The 17,394-nt window shown below is 73.0% G+C and carries 14 protein-coding genes and 1 pseudogene; 11 read left to right on the top strand and 4 right to left on the bottom strand.

What is annotated here, in order from left to right:
- Positions 1-221: 221 nt before the first annotated feature.
- The 6 genes and pseudogenes from ACSNOH_RS09565 (at position 222) to ACSNOH_RS09540 (ending at position 9,460) form a co-directional block, all read left to right on the top strand.
- Entirely contained in the window at positions 222-1,799 is a 1,578-nt protein-coding gene (locus ACSNOH_RS09565) for a cytochrome ubiquinol oxidase subunit I (protein WP_436720811.1), read from the top strand.
- 28 nt (positions 1,800-1,827) lie between these two features.
- A complete protein-coding gene (gene cydB / locus ACSNOH_RS09560) occupies positions 1,828-2,835 on the top strand; it encodes a cytochrome d ubiquinol oxidase subunit II (protein WP_436720810.1) in 1,008 nt (335 codons plus the stop codon).
- Between the two features lie 42 nt (positions 2,836-2,877).
- Complete coding sequence (gene cydD / locus ACSNOH_RS09555; protein ID WP_436720809.1) at positions 2,878-4,578, top strand: thiol reductant ABC exporter subunit CydD; 1,701 nt, start codon at positions 2,878-2,880, stop codon at positions 4,576-4,578.
- Between the two features lie 103 nt (positions 4,579-4,681).
- Positions 4,682-6,451 (top strand): annotated as a pseudogene (gene cydC, locus ACSNOH_RS09550) (thiol reductant ABC exporter subunit CydC); the annotation flags it as partial.
- A gap of 91 nt (positions 6,452-6,542) precedes the next feature.
- Entirely contained in the window at positions 6,543-8,231 is a 1,689-nt protein-coding gene (locus ACSNOH_RS09545; RefSeq protein ID WP_436720815.1) for a sensor histidine kinase, read from the top strand.
- Between the two features lie 101 nt (positions 8,232-8,332).
- Complete coding sequence (locus ACSNOH_RS09540; protein WP_436720808.1) at positions 8,333-9,460, top strand: peptidoglycan DD-metalloendopeptidase family protein; 1,128 nt, start codon at positions 8,333-8,335, stop codon at positions 9,458-9,460.
- Between the two features lie 24 nt (positions 9,461-9,484).
- Here the strand turns inward: ACSNOH_RS09540 and ACSNOH_RS09535 are convergent, their stop codons facing one another.
- Positions 9,485-10,375: a Cof-type HAD-IIB family hydrolase gene (locus tag ACSNOH_RS09535; RefSeq protein ID WP_436720807.1), complete on the bottom strand. Its 891-nt coding sequence runs from the start codon at positions 10,373-10,375 to the stop codon at positions 9,485-9,487.
- 127 nt (positions 10,376-10,502) lie between these two features.
- Here ACSNOH_RS09535 and ACSNOH_RS09530 point away from each other — a divergent pair, with 127 nt between their 5' ends.
- The 3 genes from ACSNOH_RS09530 (at position 10,503) to pspAB (ending at position 13,130) form a co-directional block, all read left to right on the top strand.
- Positions 10,503-11,405 (top strand): LLM class flavin-dependent oxidoreductase, encoded by a 903-nt coding sequence (locus ACSNOH_RS09530; protein WP_436720806.1) that lies wholly within the window; start codon positions 10,503-10,505, stop codon positions 11,403-11,405.
- Positions 11,406-11,509: 104 nt separating this feature from the next.
- Positions 11,510-12,421 (top strand): zinc metalloprotease HtpX, encoded by a 912-nt coding sequence (gene htpX, locus ACSNOH_RS09525; RefSeq protein WP_436720805.1) that lies wholly within the window; start codon positions 11,510-11,512, stop codon positions 12,419-12,421.
- 124 nt (positions 12,422-12,545) lie between these two features.
- The gene (gene pspAB, locus ACSNOH_RS09520; protein ID WP_436720804.1) at positions 12,546-13,130 is read left to right on the top strand and encodes a PspA-associated protein PspAB; all 585 of its coding nucleotides are present in this window, start codon (positions 12,546-12,548) and stop codon (positions 13,128-13,130) included.
- Positions 13,131-13,209: 79 nt separating this feature from the next.
- Here the strand turns inward: pspAB and ACSNOH_RS09515 are convergent, their stop codons facing one another.
- Both ACSNOH_RS09515 and ACSNOH_RS09510 read right to left on the bottom strand, forming a co-directional pair.
- Positions 13,210-13,752, bottom strand: a complete 543-nt coding sequence (locus ACSNOH_RS09515) for an RNA 2'-phosphotransferase (RefSeq protein WP_436720803.1) — start codon at positions 13,750-13,752, stop codon at positions 13,210-13,212.
- Entirely contained in the window at positions 13,752-14,279 is a 528-nt protein-coding gene (locus ACSNOH_RS09510) for a PadR family transcriptional regulator (protein WP_436720802.1), read from the bottom strand. The genes ACSNOH_RS09515 and ACSNOH_RS09510 overlap by 1 nt, the downstream gene beginning before the upstream one ends.
- Before the next feature lie 112 nt (positions 14,280-14,391).
- Here ACSNOH_RS09510 and ACSNOH_RS09505 point away from each other — a divergent pair, with 112 nt between their 5' ends.
- Entirely contained in the window at positions 14,392-14,949 is a 558-nt protein-coding gene (locus ACSNOH_RS09505; protein ID WP_436720801.1) for a hypothetical protein, read from the top strand.
- Positions 14,950-15,070: 121 nt separating this feature from the next.
- Positions 15,071-16,423, top strand: coding sequence for a carotenoid oxygenase family protein (locus tag ACSNOH_RS09500; protein WP_436720800.1), 1,353 nt, complete (start codon positions 15,071-15,073; stop codon positions 16,421-16,423).
- A 12-nt stretch (positions 16,424-16,435) separates the two neighbouring features.
- On the opposite strand, the gene ACSNOH_RS09495 is transcribed toward ACSNOH_RS09500, so the two are convergent.
- On the bottom strand, positions 16,436-17,365 hold the full coding sequence (locus ACSNOH_RS09495) for a MerR family transcriptional regulator (protein ID WP_436720814.1): 930 nt from the start codon (positions 17,363-17,365) through the stop codon (positions 16,436-16,438).
- Between the last annotated feature and the right edge of the window lie 29 nt (positions 17,366-17,394).

The following is a 17,394-nucleotide window of genomic DNA, read 5'->3' as shown; positions in this document are numbered from 1 at the left end:
GGCCGGGGCGGAGCCCGGGGATGGGGAGGCCGCCCGGGCCCGCCGGGCTAGGGCCGAAGGGGGTACCCCCCTGAGTTGTCCGAAAAGGTGGTGCGTCATAATGCTTGTGAATGTGAACGCGTTCACAAGCGCACCCTATTGCCCGGGTTTACCTGGGGCATACAGGTGCATAACGCCGGTGACCTGTGGTGCCGGCGATGCGAGAGGCAAGGAGAGACCGAGTGAATCTGGCTTTGGCTCCTGAGACGCTGGCCCGCTGGCAGTTCGGCATCACGACCGTCTACCACTTTCTCTTCGTCCCGCTCACGATCAGCCTCGCCGCGATCACTGCCGGGCTGGAGACCGCCTGGGTCCGCACGGGCAAGGACAAGTACTTCCACGCGACGAAGTTCTGGGGAAAGCTCTTCCTGATCAACATCGCGATGGGCGTGGTCACGGGCATCGTGCAGGAGTTCCAGTTCGGCATGAACTGGTCGGACTACTCGCGCTTCGTCGGTGACGTCTTCGGCGCCCCGCTCGCGATGGAGGCCCTGCTCGCCTTCTTCTTCGAGTCGACCTTCATCGGCCTGTGGATCTTCGGCTGGGACAAGCTGCCGAAGAAGATCCACTGCGCGTGCATCTGGATCGTCGCCGTCGGCACGCTGCTGTCCTCGTACTTCATCCTGGCCGCGAACTCCTGGATGCAGCACCCCGTCGGCTACGCCGTCGACAAGGCGACCGGCAAGGCGCACCTGACCGACATCTGGGCCGTGCTCACCCAGAACACCACGCTCGTCGTCGTCTTCCACACCCTCACCGCGGCCTTCCTCACCGGCGGCGCCTTCATCGTCGGCATCGCCTCCTTCCACCTCTGGCGCGCCAAGCGCAAGCAGCTGCGCGGCGAGGAGCCCGGCGAGAAGCAGCGCAACCAGATCGGCGCCATGCGGGCCTCGCTGCGCACCGGCCTGGTCGTCGCGGTGATCGCCGGATTGGGCACCGCGATCAGCGGCGACGAGCTCGGCAAGGTGATGTTCGAGCAGCAGCCGATGAAGATGGCCGCGGCCGAGGCGCTGTGGGAGACCAAGGCGCCGGCACCGTTCTCGGTCTTCGCGGTCGGCGACGTCTCCAAGGGCCACAACAGCGTCGAGATAGAGATCCCGGGCCTGCTCTCCTTCCTCGCCCACAACAACTTCTCCGAGGCCGTCCCCGGCATCAACGACATCGCCGCCCGCGAGGCCGCCCAGTACGGCGGCAAGCCGGAGGACTACATCCCCAGCATCTTCATGACCTTCTGGGGCTTCCGGCTCATGATCGGCTTCGGGATGACCTCCTTCGTCGCCGCGCTGATCGGGCTGTGGACCACCCGCAAGAAGTTCTGGCTCGCGCCCGAGTACCGCACGGGCGAGAACGAGGTCCCGCGCCTGATGCTGACGAAGAACCGCGAGATGAGCCCGTTCTTCACCACCTGGTCGTGGCGGATCGGCATCCTCACCATGGGCTTCCCGCTGATCGCCAACTCCTTCGGCTGGATCTTCACCGAGATGGGCCGCCAGCCCTGGGGCGTCTACGGCCTGATGAAGACCGCCGACGCGGTGTCGCCCGGCGTCAGCCAGGCCGAGGTGCTCACCTCCATGGGCGTCTTCACCCTGCTGTACGGGGTGCTGGCCGTGGTCGAGGTCAGGCTGCTCGTGAAGTACGGCAAGGCCGGACCGGACACCGACGAGAAGCCGCCCGCGAAGGACCCCCGGCTGCGGCTGCCGTCCGGCGGCGCGGGTGAGCGCGCCGAGGACGCCGACCAGCCGATGACCTTCGCCTACTGACGCGGCGGAACGGAACGGAGAACCGACCATGCACCTCCACGACTTCTGGTTCCTGCTGATCGCCGTCCTGTGGACCGGCTACTTCTTCCTCGAGGGATTCGATTTCGGCATCGGAGTGCTGACCAAGCTGCTGGCCCGGGACCGCACCGAGCGCCGGGTGCTGATCAACACGATCGGCCCGGTCTGGGACGGCAACGAGGTCTGGCTGATCACCGCGGCCGGTGCGACCTTCGCGGCGTTCCCCGACTGGTACGCGACCCTGTTCAGCGGCTTCTACCTCCTGCTCCTGGCCATCCTGGTCTGCCTGATCGTGCGCGGCGTCGCCTTCGAGTACCGCCACAAGCGCCCCGGTGAGCGCTGGCAGCGCAACTGGGAGCACGCGATCTTCTGGTGCTCGCTGCTGCCGGCCTTCCTGTGGGGCGTCGTCTTCGCGAACATCGTCCGCGGCGTGCCGATCGGGCCGGACAAGAACTTCACCGGCAGCCTTTCCGGCCTCTTCGGTCCGTACGCGCTCCTGGGCGGCCTCCTGACCCTCGTGCTGTTCACCTTTCACGGCGCGGTCTTCGCGGCGCTGAAGACGGTGGGCGACATCCGCGAGCGGGCCCGCTCCCGGGCCACCGTGCTGGGGATGACCTCGGGCGTGCTCGCCGTGGCCTTCCTCGGCTGGACGCAGGTGCAGTCCGGCAACGGGCGCAGCCTGCCCGCGCTGATCGTCTCCGTGGCGGCGCTGGCCGCCGCGCTGGTCATGAACCACTACGGGCGCGAGGGCTGGGCCTTCGCCTGCTCCGGCGCGGCGGTCGTCGCGGCCTTCGCGCTGGTCTTCCTCGCGCTCTTCCCGGACGTCATGCCCTCCTCGTCGAACCCGGCCTGGAGCCTGACCGTCGCCGGCGCCGCCTCCAGCCCGTACACGCTGAAGATCATGACCTGGGTCGCGGTGCCGATGACGCCCCTGATCATCGGCTACCAGGCGTGGACGTACTGGGTCTTCCGCAAGCGGATCGGCACGCAGCACATCCCGGCGCCCGCCGCCCACTAGGGCGCCGGGACCACCCGCGACGACGGACGGAGGAAGTCCGCGATGAAGCCCGTCGACCCCCGACTGCTCAAGTACGCCACGGCGACCCGCTTTTTCCTGGCCGCCTCCGTCGCGCTGGGGCTGGCGGGGGCCGGCCTCGTCATCGCCCAGGCGATGCTCGTCGCGGAGATCGTCACCGGCGCCTTCCAGCACGGACGGACCGCGAGCGACCTCGGCACGCCGCTGGTGCTGCTGGCCGCCGTGGCCGCCGGGCGCGCCGCCGTGTCCTGGCTGACCGAACTCGCCGCGCACCGCGCGAGCGCGGCGGTCAAGTCCGAGCTGCGGGACCGCCTGCTGACCCGGGCCACCCGGCTCGGCCCCGGCTGGCTGGACGCGCGCAGGACCGGCGAACTCACGACGCTCGCCACCCGGGGCGTCGACGCGCTCGACGACTACTTCGCCCGCTACCTGCCCCAGCTGGGCCTCGCGGTCGTCGTCCCCGTCGCCGTGCTCGCCCGCATCGTCTCCGCGGACTGGCTCTCCGCGCTGATCATCGTCCTCACACTGCCGCTCATCCCCCTCTTCATGGTCCTCATCGGCTGGGCCACCCGGTCGCGGATGGACCGCCAGTGGCGGCTGCTGTCACGGCTGTCCGGGCACTTCCTCGACGTCGTCGCCGGGCTGCCGACGCTCAAGGTCTTCGGCCGGGCCAAGGCGCAGGCCGAGTCGATCCGGGCGATCACCGCCGACTACCGGCGGGCCACACTGCGGACCCTGCGCATCGCCTTCCTCTCCTCCTTCGCGCTCGAACTGCTCGCGACCGTGTCGGTGGCGCTCGTCGCCGTGGGCATCGGGATGCGGCTGGTGCACGGTGAACTCGACCTGTACACCGGGCTGATGGTGCTGGTGCTCGCGCCGGAGGCCTATCTGCCGCTGCGGCAGGTGGGCGCGCAGTACCACGCGGCGGCCGAGGGCCTGGCGGCCGCCGACGAGGTCTTCGCCGTCCTGGAGACCGAGCCGGCGCCGGCGGGGACGGCCCCGGCCCCCGACGCCCGGCAGGCGGCGCTGACCGTCGACCGGCTGGTGGTGCGCCACGAGGGCAGGGACGAACCCTCCTTGCCCGAGACGTCGTTCGAGGTCCGGGCCGGGGAGACGGTCGCGCTCGTGGGCCCGAGCGGCTCCGGCAAGACCACCCTGCTGAACGTGCTGCTCGGCTTCGCCCGCCCGGCCGCAGGCCGGGTGCTCGTGGGCGGTACGGATCTGGCATCGCTCTCCCCCGAAAGCTGGCGGGACCAGGTCGCCTGGGTCCCGCAACGGCCCCGTCTCTTCGCCGGGACGGTCGCCGAGAACGTACGGCTGGCACGGCCCGGCGCCACGGACGCACAGGTGCGGGAAGCACTGCGCGCCGCTGGTGCGCTCGACTTCGTGTCCATGCTGCACCACGGCACTGACACCCGGCTCGGCGAGAACGGAGCGGGGCTCTCCGCCGGGCAGCGCCAACGCCTGGCTCTGGCACGGGCGTTCCTCGCCGACCGGCCGGTCCTGCTGCTGGACGAGCCGACGGCGAACCTGGACGGCGAGACCGAGGCCTCGGTCGTCGAGGCGGTCCGGCGACTGGCCGCCGGGCGCACCGTGATCATGGTCGTGCACCGGCCGGCGCTGCTCGCCGTGGCCGACCGGACGGTGCGGCTGGCCGGTCCGGCGTCCGCTCCGGCTCCCGGTCCGGAAGCTGGTTTGTCTGCCGGCCGGGCAGCGGGCCGGTGACCCGGGGCTCCGCGCCCCGGGGGCGCCGGAAGACCCGCGCAGCTCGCACGCTGCGTGCGACGCAGAGTCCACGGGCATCGCCCGGGCCCCGCGGGCTCCCCGCGTTCTGGGGCGCGTGCGTGCCGCCGGGCGCCCCCTGCGGGCGCGGTTCGCGCTGGCGCTGCTGCTGGGCGCCCTGGCCCTTGGCAGTGCCGTGGGGCTGATGGCCGTGTCCGGCTGGCTCATCTCGCGCGCCTCGCAGCAGCCGCCCGTGCTCTACCTGATGGTCGCCGTCACCGCGACCCGCGCGTTCGGCATCGGCCGTGCCGTCTTCCGCTACGCCGAGCGCCTGGTCTCCCACGACGCCGTCCTGCGGGCCCTGGCGGGCCTGCGCGTGGGCGTGTACCGGCGGCTGGAGCGGCTGGCGCCCGCGGGGCTGCGCGACAGCCACCGGGGCGACCTGCTGTCCCGGCTCGTGGCGGACGTGGACGCCCTGCAGGACTACTTCCTGCGCTGGCTGCTGCCGCTCGGCTCGGCTGTCCTCGTGGGCGGCGCGACCGTCGGCTTCACGGCCTGGCTGCTCCCGGAGGCCGGTCTCGTGCTCGCCCTCGGGCTGCTGGTCGCCGGGGTGGCCGTACCGCTGCTTTCCGGAGCGGTCGCCCGGCGTGCGGAGCGGCAGTCCGCCCCTGCACGGGGCGAGTTGTCCGTCAAGGTGGTCGATGTCCTCGGCGGTACGGACGAGTTGACCGTCGCCGGTGCGCTGCCGGAGCGGCTGGCCGGGCTGCGGGCGGCCGACGGCCGGCTGACCGCAATCGCCCGGCGGGCCGCGGCGGCCACGGCGCTCGGTTCGGGACTCTCCGCCCTCGCGTGCGGGCTGACGGTGGCCGCTGCCGCCTGGACGGGAGTGACGGCCGTGCACGAGGGCCGGCTGGAGGGCCTCTGGCTGGCCGTCGTGGTGCTCACTCCGCTGACCGCCTTCGAGGCGGTGGCGGGGCTCCCGCTCGCGGTGCAGTACCGGCAGCGCGTACGGCGCTCCGCGGAGCGTGTGTACGAGGTGCTGGACGCCCCTGTGCCCGTACGGGAAGGGACGGCGGAGGCGCCCGCGGCGCCCTTGCCTTTGCGGCTGGACGGCCTGACAGCGCGCTACCCGGGGCAGTCCGCCCCCGCCTTGGAGGACTTCGGCCTGGAGCTCGGAGCGGGCCGCAGAGTGGCCGTCGTGGGCCGTTCCGGGGCGGGCAAGACGACGCTCGCACAGGTGCTGCTGCGCTTCCTGGACGCGCAGTCCGGTGCGTACACCCTTGCCGGGAAGGACGCGGCGGCCATGGCGGGCGAAGCGGTGCGCCGGACGGTGGGGCTGTGCGCGCAGGACGCACACATCTTCGACAGCTCCCTGCGCGAGAACCTGCGCCTTGCCCGCCCGGACGCGAGTGAGGCGGATCTGCGCGAGGCCCTGCGGTCGGCGCGGCTCCTGGAGTGGGTCGACGGCCTCCCGCGGGGGCTGGACACGCTGGTCGGCGAGCACGGGGCGCGGCTTTCCGGCGGGCAGCGGCAGCGGCTGGCGCTCGCCCGGGCGCTGCTCGCGGACTTCCCCGTGCTGGTGCTCGACGAGCCGGCCGAGCACCTCGACCTGCCGACCGCGGACGCGCTGACCGCCGACCTGCTGGCCGCCACCGAGGGCCGTACGACCGTGCTCATCACGCACCGGCTGACAGGCCTGGAGGCGGTCGACGAGGTGATCGTGCTGGACGGGGGGCGAACGGTCCAGCGGGGCCCGTACGGGGCGCTGGCGGGCGTGGAGGGGCCGTTCCGGCGGATGCTGGAGCGCGAGGCCGCGGCGGACGCCGGCGCGGACACCCGCCCGGAAGCGCTTTCCCTGACAAATGGGGCTTACTAGGCTCTCTGGTATGGCAGCGACGGCAGACGCCCCCCGCCCGCGGGACACCGGCCCCGGACGGGCCGGCGGCTCCAGGAGCGGGCCGGGCCCGATGGACCCCCTGGCCATCGCCACGGAGGCCACCCGCAGCCTCCAGGGCATGTCCACGGAGCTCACCGCGCGCATCCCGCAGCTGCTGGAGGCCATGCGCTCGGTCGGCACCGGCCTGGAGCTGCACACCACCCTCGACCGCATCACGAGGACCGCCGCGGAGCTCGCCGACGCCCGCTACGCCGCCATCGGCGTCATCGACTCCACGGGCGAGGGCCTGGCCGACTTCATCACGTACGGCGTGACGCGGGAGCAGCACGAGCGCATCGGGGCGCTCCCCGACGGGCACCACGGGCTGCTCGGGGCGCTCATCCACCAGCCCGCCCCCGTGATGCTCACCGACCTCTCGTCGGACCCGCGCTCGGCCGGCTTCCCGCCCGGGCACCCGCCGATGCGGACCTTCCTGGGCGTGCCCATCCGCGTGGGGGCCGAGATCTTCGGCAACCTCTACCTCACCGAGAAACGGGGCGGCGGCGAGTTCAGCCTCGCCGACCTGAACATGGTGAAGATCCTGGCGACGGAGGCCGGCATCGCGATCGGCAACGCGCGCGTGCACGACGAGGAGCGCCAGCGCATGCGCTGGATCGACGGGTCGGTGGCCGTCACGACGGCCCTGCTGTCGCGCGGTGACGCCGAGGACGCCCTGTCGGTCGTCGCCGAGCAGGCGCGCCGCCTCGCGGACTCGGCCGCGGGCATCGTGCTGCTGCCGGACGGCGACGGCGGGCTGGAGATGGTGGCCGTCTCCGCCGACGACCCCTCCGGGCTGCTGGGCACCGTGATACCGCCCCACAGCCCCGTCGTCTCGCACCTGCTCGCCGGCGAACCGGTCTTCATCGACGACTCCGCCACCGACCCGCGCATGATCACCGAGGTGGCGCCCCGCTTCGGGCCGAGCATGCTGCTGCCGCTCAAGAGCGGCGACCGGGTGCTGGGGACGCTCGCGACGCCGCGGGCGCGCGGCGCCCGCGGGTTCACCCCCGCCGAGCGCACGCTCGCCGCCCAGTTCGCCGCCCAGGCCGCCCTCGCGCTCGTCATGGCCGAGGCGCAGCGCGACCGCGAGCGGCTGGCCGTCTACGAGGACCGCGACCGGATCGCCCGCGACCTCCACGACCTCGTCATCCAGCGGCTGTTCGCCACCGGGCTGATGCTGGAGAGCGCCCAGCGCAACGCCGTAGTGCCCGACGTGAAGCTGAAGGTCGGGCAGGCCGTCGACGAGCTGGACGTGACCATCCAGGAGATCCGTACGGCCATCTTCGCCCTGCAGCAGGGGCCCGCCGAGGCGCCCGCGGGGCTCCGTACGCGCGTCCTGCGCGAGCTGGGGACGGCGGCCGTTCCGCTGGGCTTCCAGCCCTCCGCGAGCTTCGTCGGGCCCGTCGACGCCAAGGTCGGGGAGCTCACCGGGAAGAACCTCATCGCGGCGCTGCGCGAAGCCCTCTCCAACGCCTTCCGGCACGCTCACGCGTCCCGGATGGAGGTGGTCGTCGACGCCACGGTCTCCCTTCCGGACGGCAGACCGGCGGTGCGGCTGACCGTCGCGGACGACGGGGTCGGCATCCCGGAGGGCGGGCGGCGCAGCGGGCTGCGCAACCTCGCCAAGCGCGCCGAGTCGCTGGGCGGCTCCAGTTCGTACGGGCCGGGCCTCGGAGAGGACGGGGGCGGCACCCGCGTGGTGTGGGAAGCGCCTCTGTAGAGCGCCCCGGCAGGGGCCCGGTCGCCCGTCCGGCCGCAGCGGGTCCACCGAACGGACCTCAGCGGGCGCGCCCGCCCGGGACACGCGACAAGATCGCGTCCATGCGACGCCTGTGCCTTCCGATACGCGGGCCGCGCCTGCTGCCGAAGGCCGGCGCCGTGGTCCTCGCCGTCCTGTGCGTGCTGTGCAGCGTGTGCGCGCTCGGATTTCCGTCACTCCGCTCCGGACAGCCGGAAGCCGCGCGCCCGGCGGAGCGCGCGAGCCGGGTCACCTCCGAGGTGCTCCGGCTGACCGAGGAGGCCGAGGAGGCGCGGCACCGGTACGAGGAGGCGCAGCACACGGCCAGGGCGCACCAGGCGCGTGCCCGGGAAATAGGCCGCCGGCTGCAGGGCCGGCGGGCCGTCTCGGACACGTTGCGCGAGGATCTGGGGTCGGCCGCCCGGGCGCAGTACCGCACGAGCGGGTTCACCACCGTCCCCGCGGACGAGTCGGAGGCCGAGGACCCCTTCGAGCTGATGGCGCTGCAACTGCCCGACGTGCGCCGCCGCGCCCGGCTGGCGCGGATGCTGGACGAGGAGAACCGCAAGAGCCGGAGCCTGGTCGCGGAGAAGGAGGAGCTGGCCGCCCTCAGGGCCGGCGACGAAGAGGCCGGCGAGCGGCTGCAGGCGCACGTGCGGACCGCGGAGGCCCGCCTGACGGCCGCCCGGTCGGAGCTCAACACGATGGCGCAGGCGGCGATCGACAGCGGCCACTGCGCCCCCTTCCCGCTCGGCCGTGCGGCCGCCGGCGGTACGGGCAAGGACCAGGCCGTGGCGCAGGCGAACGGGCGCTGGACGCGCCCGGTGACCTCGTACCAGCTGACCGCCGGCTTCGGCGGCGTGGGCGCCAACTGGGCGAGCACGCACAGCGGTCAGGACTTCGCCGTGCCGTCCGGCACGCCTGTCCGGTCGATCGGTGCGGGCACGGTGGTCGCGACCGGCTGCGGAGGCGCTTTCGGTATCAGCCTGGTCGTGCAGCACGACGACGGCTGGTACTCGCAGTACGCGCACCTGGCGGCCAGGTTCGTCTCCCCCGGGCAGCAGGTGCGTGCCGGCCAGTGGATCGGGCTGTCGGGGACGACCGGCAACTCCACGGGGCCGCACCTGCACTTCGAGATCCGCACGTCGCCCGAGTTCGGGTCGGCGGTCGATCCGGTGCCGTGGCTGAACGAGCGCGGGGTACGGCTGTAGGCCGTCCCGGCCGGCGCCGGCGCGCTAGGGGAGTTCCTGCGCGGACCGGGCTGCCAGGATCTGCTCGATGACGACGGCGACGCCGTCCTCGGTATTGGCCGCTGTGCGGTGCGCGGTGGCCGCCAGCACGTCGGGGTGGGCGTTCGCCATGGCGTACGCGGTGCCCGCCCAGCCGAGCATGTCCAGGTCGTTGGGCATGTCCCCGAAGGCCACGACCTCCTCGGGGGAGATCCCGCGCTCCGCGCAGCAGCGCGCCAGGGTGCTGGCCTTGCTGACGCCCGGGCCGCTGATCTCCAGGAGGGCCGTCGGGCTGGACCGGGTGAAGGAACCGTGATCGCCGGCCGCGGCGCGGGCGATCGTAAGGAACTCGTCCGGGCCGAGCTCCGGGTGGTTGGCCAGCAGCTTGAGGATCGGCTCGGTGTAGCCGCTGTCCTCGGCGAGGAGCTTCTCCGCGGGGGCGACGACGGCGTCCGGGTCGAGGAAGAACGGCGGGTAGGCGGGCTCGTAGTGGAAGCCGGCGGTGCGTTCCACGGCGAACGAGGTGCCCGGGGCGGCGTCGCGGACGGCGTGCACGATAGCGAGGGCGTCGGCGCGCTCCAGGGGGCGGACGTCGACGAAGCGGGCGCCGTCGCGCAGGTCGACGACCGCGGCGCCGTTGGCGCATATCGCCAGACCGTGACCGTGCACGTGGTCATGGACGACGTCCATCCAGCGGGCCGGGCGGCCGGTGACGAAGAAGACCTCGATGCCCGCCGCCTCGGCCGCGGCGAGGGCCGCCACCGTGCGCTCGGAGACCGTCTTGTCGTCCCGCAGCAGCGTGCCGTCCAGGTCGGTGGCGATCAGGCGGGGCACGGGGACGGTCCGCTCCGCGGCGGAGGTGCCGGGCTGCTCGATAGCTGAAGTCACGGATTCCATTGTGGGCCACGGGCATATGCGGCGCACAGGTGTGCGCCGGACCGCGTAGGTGTTCACCCACGCGTTCAAGCCGGGTGTGTCCGTTGTCACGGAAGGTCCGCCGGTCCCACGGCCTAGGCTCGGAGCCATGCGACTGAGCACCGTGATCCTTCCCGACCGCCGCTGGTCCGAGGGCGGCCGGGCCGCCTGGCAGCGTGCGGAGGAACTGGGCTTCCACACCGCCTACACCTACGACCACCTGTCCTGGCGGACCTTCCGGGACGGGCCCTGGTTCGGCGCGATCCCCACGCTGACGGCGGCCGCGACGGCCACGACCCGTATGCGCCTGGGCACGCTCGTCACCTCGCCCAACTTCCGGCACCCGGTCACGCTCGCCAAGGAGCTCATCTCCCTGGACGACATCTCGGGCGGGCGCATCACGCTCGGCATCGGGGCCGGCGGTTCCGGTTTCGACGCCACCGCGCTGCTCAAGAGCGGCCAGGATCCGTGGACGCCGCGGGAGCGGGCCGACCGCTTCGGCGAGTTCGTGCCGCTGCTGGACCGCCTGCTCACCCAGGACGCCGTCACGCACGAGGGCGAGCACTACTCCGCCTTCGAGGTGCGCAACATCCCCGGCTGCGTGCAGCGCCCCCGGCTGCCCTTCGCGGTGGCGGCCACCGGCCCGCGCGGCATGAGGCTGGCCGCCCGGTACGGGCAGGCGTGGGTGACCACGGGCGACCCGAAGCTGTTCGAGACCGGCACGCCGGAGCAGTCCCGCGCGGCCGTGGCGGGCCAGATCGAGCGGCTGGGCGCGGCCTGTGCGGAGCTGGGCAGGGACGTCTCGGAGCTGGGGAAGACGATGCTGACGGGCTTCAGCCCGGACCGCCCGCTGGACTCCCTGGACGCCTTCGTCGACTTCGCCGGTTCGCACGCCGAGCTCGGCATCGACGAGATCGTCGTGCACTGGCCCATCGCCGGCTCCGTCTTCGCCGCCGATGTCTCGGTCTTCGAGAAGATCGCCACGGACGGGCTCGCGCAGCTCTCCCGCTGACCCGTCCCGCGGGCTCCCCGCGCGATCGGTGAAGAGGGAGAATCGGGGCATAGGCATCGCCGGGGACGCGTTTTCCCGGAGAGCCGGCCCCGGGAGGTCATGCCATGCACGCCTCGAAGAGCACCCGATTCGCCCCGGACCGCGGGCTGACCACCCGCATGGTGAGCACGATGTTCTTCATCGGGCTGCTCTACGTGGTCTTCGTGGGGGTGCTCCTCGCGCTGCTGCGCGGCGCCTGGCCGCTCGTCCTGCTCGTCGCGGGCGGCATGTTCGTCGCGCAGTTCTGGTTCAGCGACCGGATCGCCGCCTTCAGCATGGGGGCACGCGAGGTCACCCCCGAGCAGGCGCCCGAGCTGCACGGCGCGGTCGACCGCCTGTGCGCCCTGGCGGACATGCCCAAGCCGCGCGTGGCGATCGCCGACAGCGACGTGCCGAACGCCTTCGCCACCGGGCGGAACCGCAAGAACGCCCTGGTCTGCGCGACCACGGGACTGCTGCGCAGGCTGGAGCCCGAGGAACTGGAGGGCGTGCTCGCCCACGAGCTCTCCCACGTGGCCCACCGCGACGTGGCCGTCATGACCATCGCCTCCTTCCTGGGCGTGCTGGCCGGGGTCATCACACGCATCGGCCTGTGGGGCGGCTTCCGCCGCATGGGCGGGCGCGACAGCAACACGGCCGTCCTGGTCGTGCTGATCCCGCTGATCAGCGCTGTCGTCTACGCCATCAGCTTCCTGCTCACCCGGCTGCTGTCGCGCTACCGGGAGCTGTCCGCCGACCGCGCGGGCGCCCTGCTGACCGGACGGCCGTCCGCGCTGGCGGCCGCCCTGACCAAGGTCACCGGCGAGATGGCCCGGATCCCCACCCGCGACCTCCGGCAGGCCGAGCCGTTCAACGCCTTCTACTTCGCGCCCGCCTTCTCCAAGGAGAGCTTCAGCCGCCTGCTGTCCTCCCACCCGACGCTGGAGCAGCGGCTGGAGCAGCTCGGCCGGATCTCTGCCCGGCTGGGGCGCCCGTGACGGCCGCTGCGGCCCTCGATCGCAGCCGCTGCTGTCACTCGCCACAGCCGCGGCTGCGCACCCGGCCGTCGTTCGCCCGTCAGTGCCCGTCAGTGCCCGTCACGCCCGGAAGGAGCGCGTGCCCGTGGGATTCCTGGACGTCATCCTCGGCCGCAGCAAGCCGGTCCGCCCTGACCTCGACCAGCTCTTCGCCCTGCCGTCCGCCGCGGTCACCCTTCAGGCGGGTGCCGGCTTCGCCCCGACCGGGCTGGGCTCCGTCTGCTTCGCCAGCGTGGAGGGCGGGGCCTTCGCGCAGCTCCAGCAGGACGTACGCGCCCTGCTGGACGCGGACACCGAGCGCGGGGGAGTGCCCGTCGAGTTCAGCCAGGATGCGTACGGCTACACATGGCTGCTCGCACGGCAGCCGCCCGAGGACACGGCCGCACTGGTCAACGACCTGCACGCGGTCAACACCCTCCTGCAGGACGGCGGTTTCGGACCGCAGCTGCTCTGCTCCCTGATGGGCTTCCGCGGTGCGGACGGGCGCTCGCTGGCGCTCGTCTACCTCTACAAGCGCGGCACCTTCTACCCCTTCGCGCCCGTGGCGGGCACGGGGGAGAAGCGGGACAACGGCCTGGAACTGCAGGTGCGGGCGCTGCTCACGGACGACCTGCGGATCGAGGACGACCTGGCCCGCTGGTTCCCCGTGTGGGGCGCGCCCGGCCTGTGAGCGGCGTCGGCACACCCCGCGCCGGCGGTGCCGGGCGGCTCGCGACGCCCGCCGCCCGGCAGTGGGCCGCGGCGGGGGCTCAGCCGGGGAACTGCAGGAATGCGGCCGGCACACTCTCGACGAGCCACACCCCGTTCTCGCTCACGCGGAAGACGTGGCCCGCCCGGTGCATCCCGTACGCGTCCACGGTCAGCACCACCGGCTTGCCGCGGCGGGCACCCACCCGCATCGCCGTCTCCCGGTCGGCGGACAGGTGCACGGCGTGCCGGGCCATGGGGCGCAGGCCCTCGGCCCGGATGGCCGCGACGGAGCGGGCCACCGTGCCGTGGAAGAGCACCGCGGGCGGTTCGGCGGCCGGCAGCCCGAGATCGACCGGCACGGAATGACCCTGGTTGGCCCGGATGCGCTCGCCGTCGAGGGTGTAGCGCTGCTTGTCGTTCGAAGCGACGACCTCTTCCAGCTCTGCCCGGCTGAAGGGCAGGCCGTGGGCGGCGCTCGCCTCCAGCAGGGCACCGACGGACGTCCAGCCCTGGGCGTCCAGGGTGATGCCGATCCGGTCCGGCTCGTGCCGCAGGTGCCGGGCCAGGTGCTTGGAGATGCGCGTCGCGCGCCGGGCGTCCATCACCGCTCCCGGCTCTTGCGTAGTTCCTCGACCGCCCAGCGGGCCCACTCCTCGCGCATGGTCATGAAGCGCAGGCCGTACTCGAGGGCCAGCCGGCCGTTCACGGACAGCGGGTCGTCGCCCCAGTCGACGTTCCGCTCCACCTCCTCCAGGACCCTGTGCTGGCCCGCGGCGCGCTCCGCCTCGCCCATGAGGTAGGCGGTGGCCTCTACGGGCGTGAGGTGGTTGAGGAAGAAGACGCGCAGCAGGACGTCGCTGCGCCGCACCGGGTCGGGCTTCGTTTCGGTGAGCCAGCGGCGCAGCTCGGCGCGGCCCTCGTCCGTGATCGCGTACTCCTTGCGGCCGCGGGGACCTTCCGCCGCGACCTCCAGCAGGCCGGCCTTTGTGAGCTTGCCCAGCTCGCCGTAGACCTGGCTCTGCGTTGCCGGCCAGACGTTGCTGAGCGAGGTCTCGAAGCGCTTCATCAGGTCGTACCCACTGGCCGGCCGGTCGGCGAGCAGGCCCAGCATCGCGTGTCTCAGGCTCATGCGACCCAGCCTACCTTCCACAGTTGACATGTCGCGGGCCGACCTTCTAGCTTTGACATGTCAGAGTTGGAATGTCGGCGGGTCGGCCGGCACCCGCCCGAGGAGACCTTCGATGAATTACGTGCGCGGCTTCATCCCGTGGATCGCTTTCGCTGTCCTCTCCCCCGCCGGCTGGCAGTGGAGCGCGGTCGCCGGGCTCGTCACCGGCATCGGCCTGCTGATCAAGGACTACAAGTCCGGGGTCGCGGGGGAGTCGCTGATCCTGGAGTCCAGCACGGTCTGCTACTTCGTCGCGCTCACGGCCCTCGCCTTCGCCCTGCCGCACAGCGAGCTGCAGCACTACGGCGGGGCCATGTCCCTCGGCTGGCTCGCGCTCACCGCCTGGGCCACGGTGGCCGCCGGCCGCCCGTTCACGACCGGCATCGCCAAGCGGCAGGCGCCCCCCGAGGTGTGGCACACCCCGGTCTTCCGCCGCATCAACGTCGTGATCACGTCCGTCTGGGCCGCCTCCTTCACCCTGACCGCAGCCCTGCTGGCGGCGGTGAGCGCCCAGGACCTGGGCAGCGGGGCGTCCATACCGGTCCAGGTCGCGGGCTTCGTCCTGCCCGCCGTCTTCACCGCCCGCTATCCCGAACGCGTCCGCGCCCGCCACATGCAGGCGGCCCGGTAAGCCCGGCCGGCCTCGCCGACCGCCTCCACACCCTCGCAGCCTCAGAACCCCACCACCTCCAGGGCCGTCAGGCCCCGCGTTATCCGCAGCACCCCAGCCACCGCAGAGGAGACCCCGCGCCATGACGACGGCCCCGCCCGCCCACCTCGCCGGCAACTTCGCCCCCGTGACGGAGGAGCTCACTGCACACGACCTCCCGGTCACGGGAGCGATCCCGCCGGAGCTCACCGGCTGGTATCTGCGCAACGGCCCCAACCCGCAGGACGCCGCCTCCCCCCACTGGTTCTTCGGCGACGGCATGGTCCACGGAGTGCGTCTCGAAGGCGGCCGGGCCACCGCCTACCGCAACCGCTGGGTGCGCACCGCCACCTTCACCGACGGCGCCCGTGTCTACGACGAGCAGGGCAGGCGCGACCTGACCGCCGGAGCCGCCAACACCCACGTGGTGCGGCACGCCGGCCGCACCCTCGCCCTGGTCGAGTCCTCCTACCCGTACGAGCTGGACCTGCGTCCCGGGCGCGAGCTCGAGACCGTCGGCCCCCACGACTTCGGCGGCCGGCTCACCACGCCGATGACCGCCCACCCCAAGACCTGCCCGGAGACCGGAGAGCTGCACTTCTTCGGCTACGGAGGCCTCTCCGCGCCCTTCCTCACCTACCACCGGGCCGATGCACACGGCGAGCTGACGGTCAGCAGGCCCGTCGACGTGGCAGCGCACACGATGATGCACGACTTCCACCTCACCCGGTCCCACGTCGTCTTCATGGACCTGCCCGTCGTCTTCGACCTCGGCAGCGCGCGGCGGCCCGGCGGTGGCATGCCCTACACGTGGGACCCCGGCTACGGGGCCCGCCTGGGCGTGCTGCGCCGCGACGATCCGCACGGTGAAGTGCGCTGGTTCTCCATCGACCCCTGCTACGTCTTCCACTCGCTCAACGCCCACGACGAGCAGCGCGCCGACGGCGAGAGCATCGTGCTGTACGTGGCCCGCTATCCGCACTACGGCACCGGCGAGGGCCGCGGCCGCGCCCACGCCACCCTCTGGCGCTGGACGCTCGACCTGACGACGGGGACGGTGACCGAGGAGCAACTGGACGACGAGCCCTGCGAGTTCCCCCGGGTGGACGACCGGCTCGCCGGCCTCGACGCCCGGTACGGCCACGTCACCAGCACCTCGCTCCCCGGCCGGCCCCTCGACCACGGCGCCCTGCTCCGCTACGACCTGTGGACGGGGTCCGTCACCCGCCATGACTTCGGGCCCGGCAGGACCCCGGCCGAGGCGGCGTTCGCCCCTGCGGACGACCGGCCCGGCGGCCCCGGATGGCTGCTGACCTACGTCCACGACGCCGCCACCGACCGCAGCGATCTCGTCATACTCGACGCCGGTGACCTCGCCGCGGAGCCGGTCGCCACCGTCCATCTGCCGCAGCGCGTCCCCTACGGCTTCCACGGAAACTGGCTCGCCGACCGCTGAGCGAACTCCGGCTCAGCCGGCCCCGGGCTCGGTGACCAGGGCATCCATGGTGCGGGCCTGCACCTCGCGCTCCGCCGCGGCGGCCACGAAGGCGGCGACGTTCCCCCGCCCGACGAGCTCCTCCACGGCCCGGAGGGTGCTCTCGGGGAGCCGGACGGTCCCGGAACGGGGGAGGGGCGCTGCGGGCGCGGCCGCCGGGCCGGCCTCCTCCGCGGCCTCGGCGCCGGCGGCCTCCGCGTCCAGGTGCCGGCGGAGGTGGCGGGTGGCCATCGCACGCATCGCACGGGCGAGTTCGGCGTCGACGGTCTGCTGGGCCAGCGGCCGCAGCCGGCGCACCAGCGCCGCGGCCTCGGTGGCCTCCTCGTCGCTGGGCGGGTGGCCGAGGTACTGCCGGAAGACGTATTCGGTGGTGAAGTCCAGGAACCGGCCCGCTATGTGCTCGACCTGCGCGCGCAGCTCGCGCAGGTGGCCGGTGATGGCCGGCAGGGGGACCCCGGCGGCGTGCAGCTCCGCGGCGACGGCCAGCTCCTGCGGGCTCGGCACGAGGAACTCCCCGGGCGAGTCCGGCACGGGCACGAGGACGCCGAGCTGCACCGCCTCCTCGACGGCGTCGTCGTCCTGGACGCCGCCGAAGCGCTCGCCGAGCTCCGCGCGGGTGATCCGCCCCGCCTCCTCGTCCGACCACGGCCCGGTCACCTCGGCGACCAGCCCGAGGACGCCGCCCAGGCCGCGGCCGGTGTCCCACGCGTCCAGCAGCTCCTTGATGCTGGCTAGGGTGTAGCCGCGGTCGAGGAGCCCGGCGATCCGGTGCAGGCGCGCCAGGTGGGTGTCCCGGTAGACGTTGGCGCGCCCGCGCCGCTCCGGCTTGGGGAGCAGCCCCCGGTCCTGGTAGGCGCGGATCGTGCGGACCGTGGCGCCGCTGCGGTGGGCGAGGTCCTCGATGCGGTATTCGCGGTCGTGGCCGGGACGGC

The sequence above is a fragment of the Streptomyces sp. URMC 127 genome (assembly GCF_051386535.1).
Taxonomy (GTDB): Bacteria; Actinomycetota; Actinomycetes; order Streptomycetales; family Streptomycetaceae; genus Streptomyces.
This window is presented reverse-complemented; position numbering and strand designations above follow the sequence as displayed.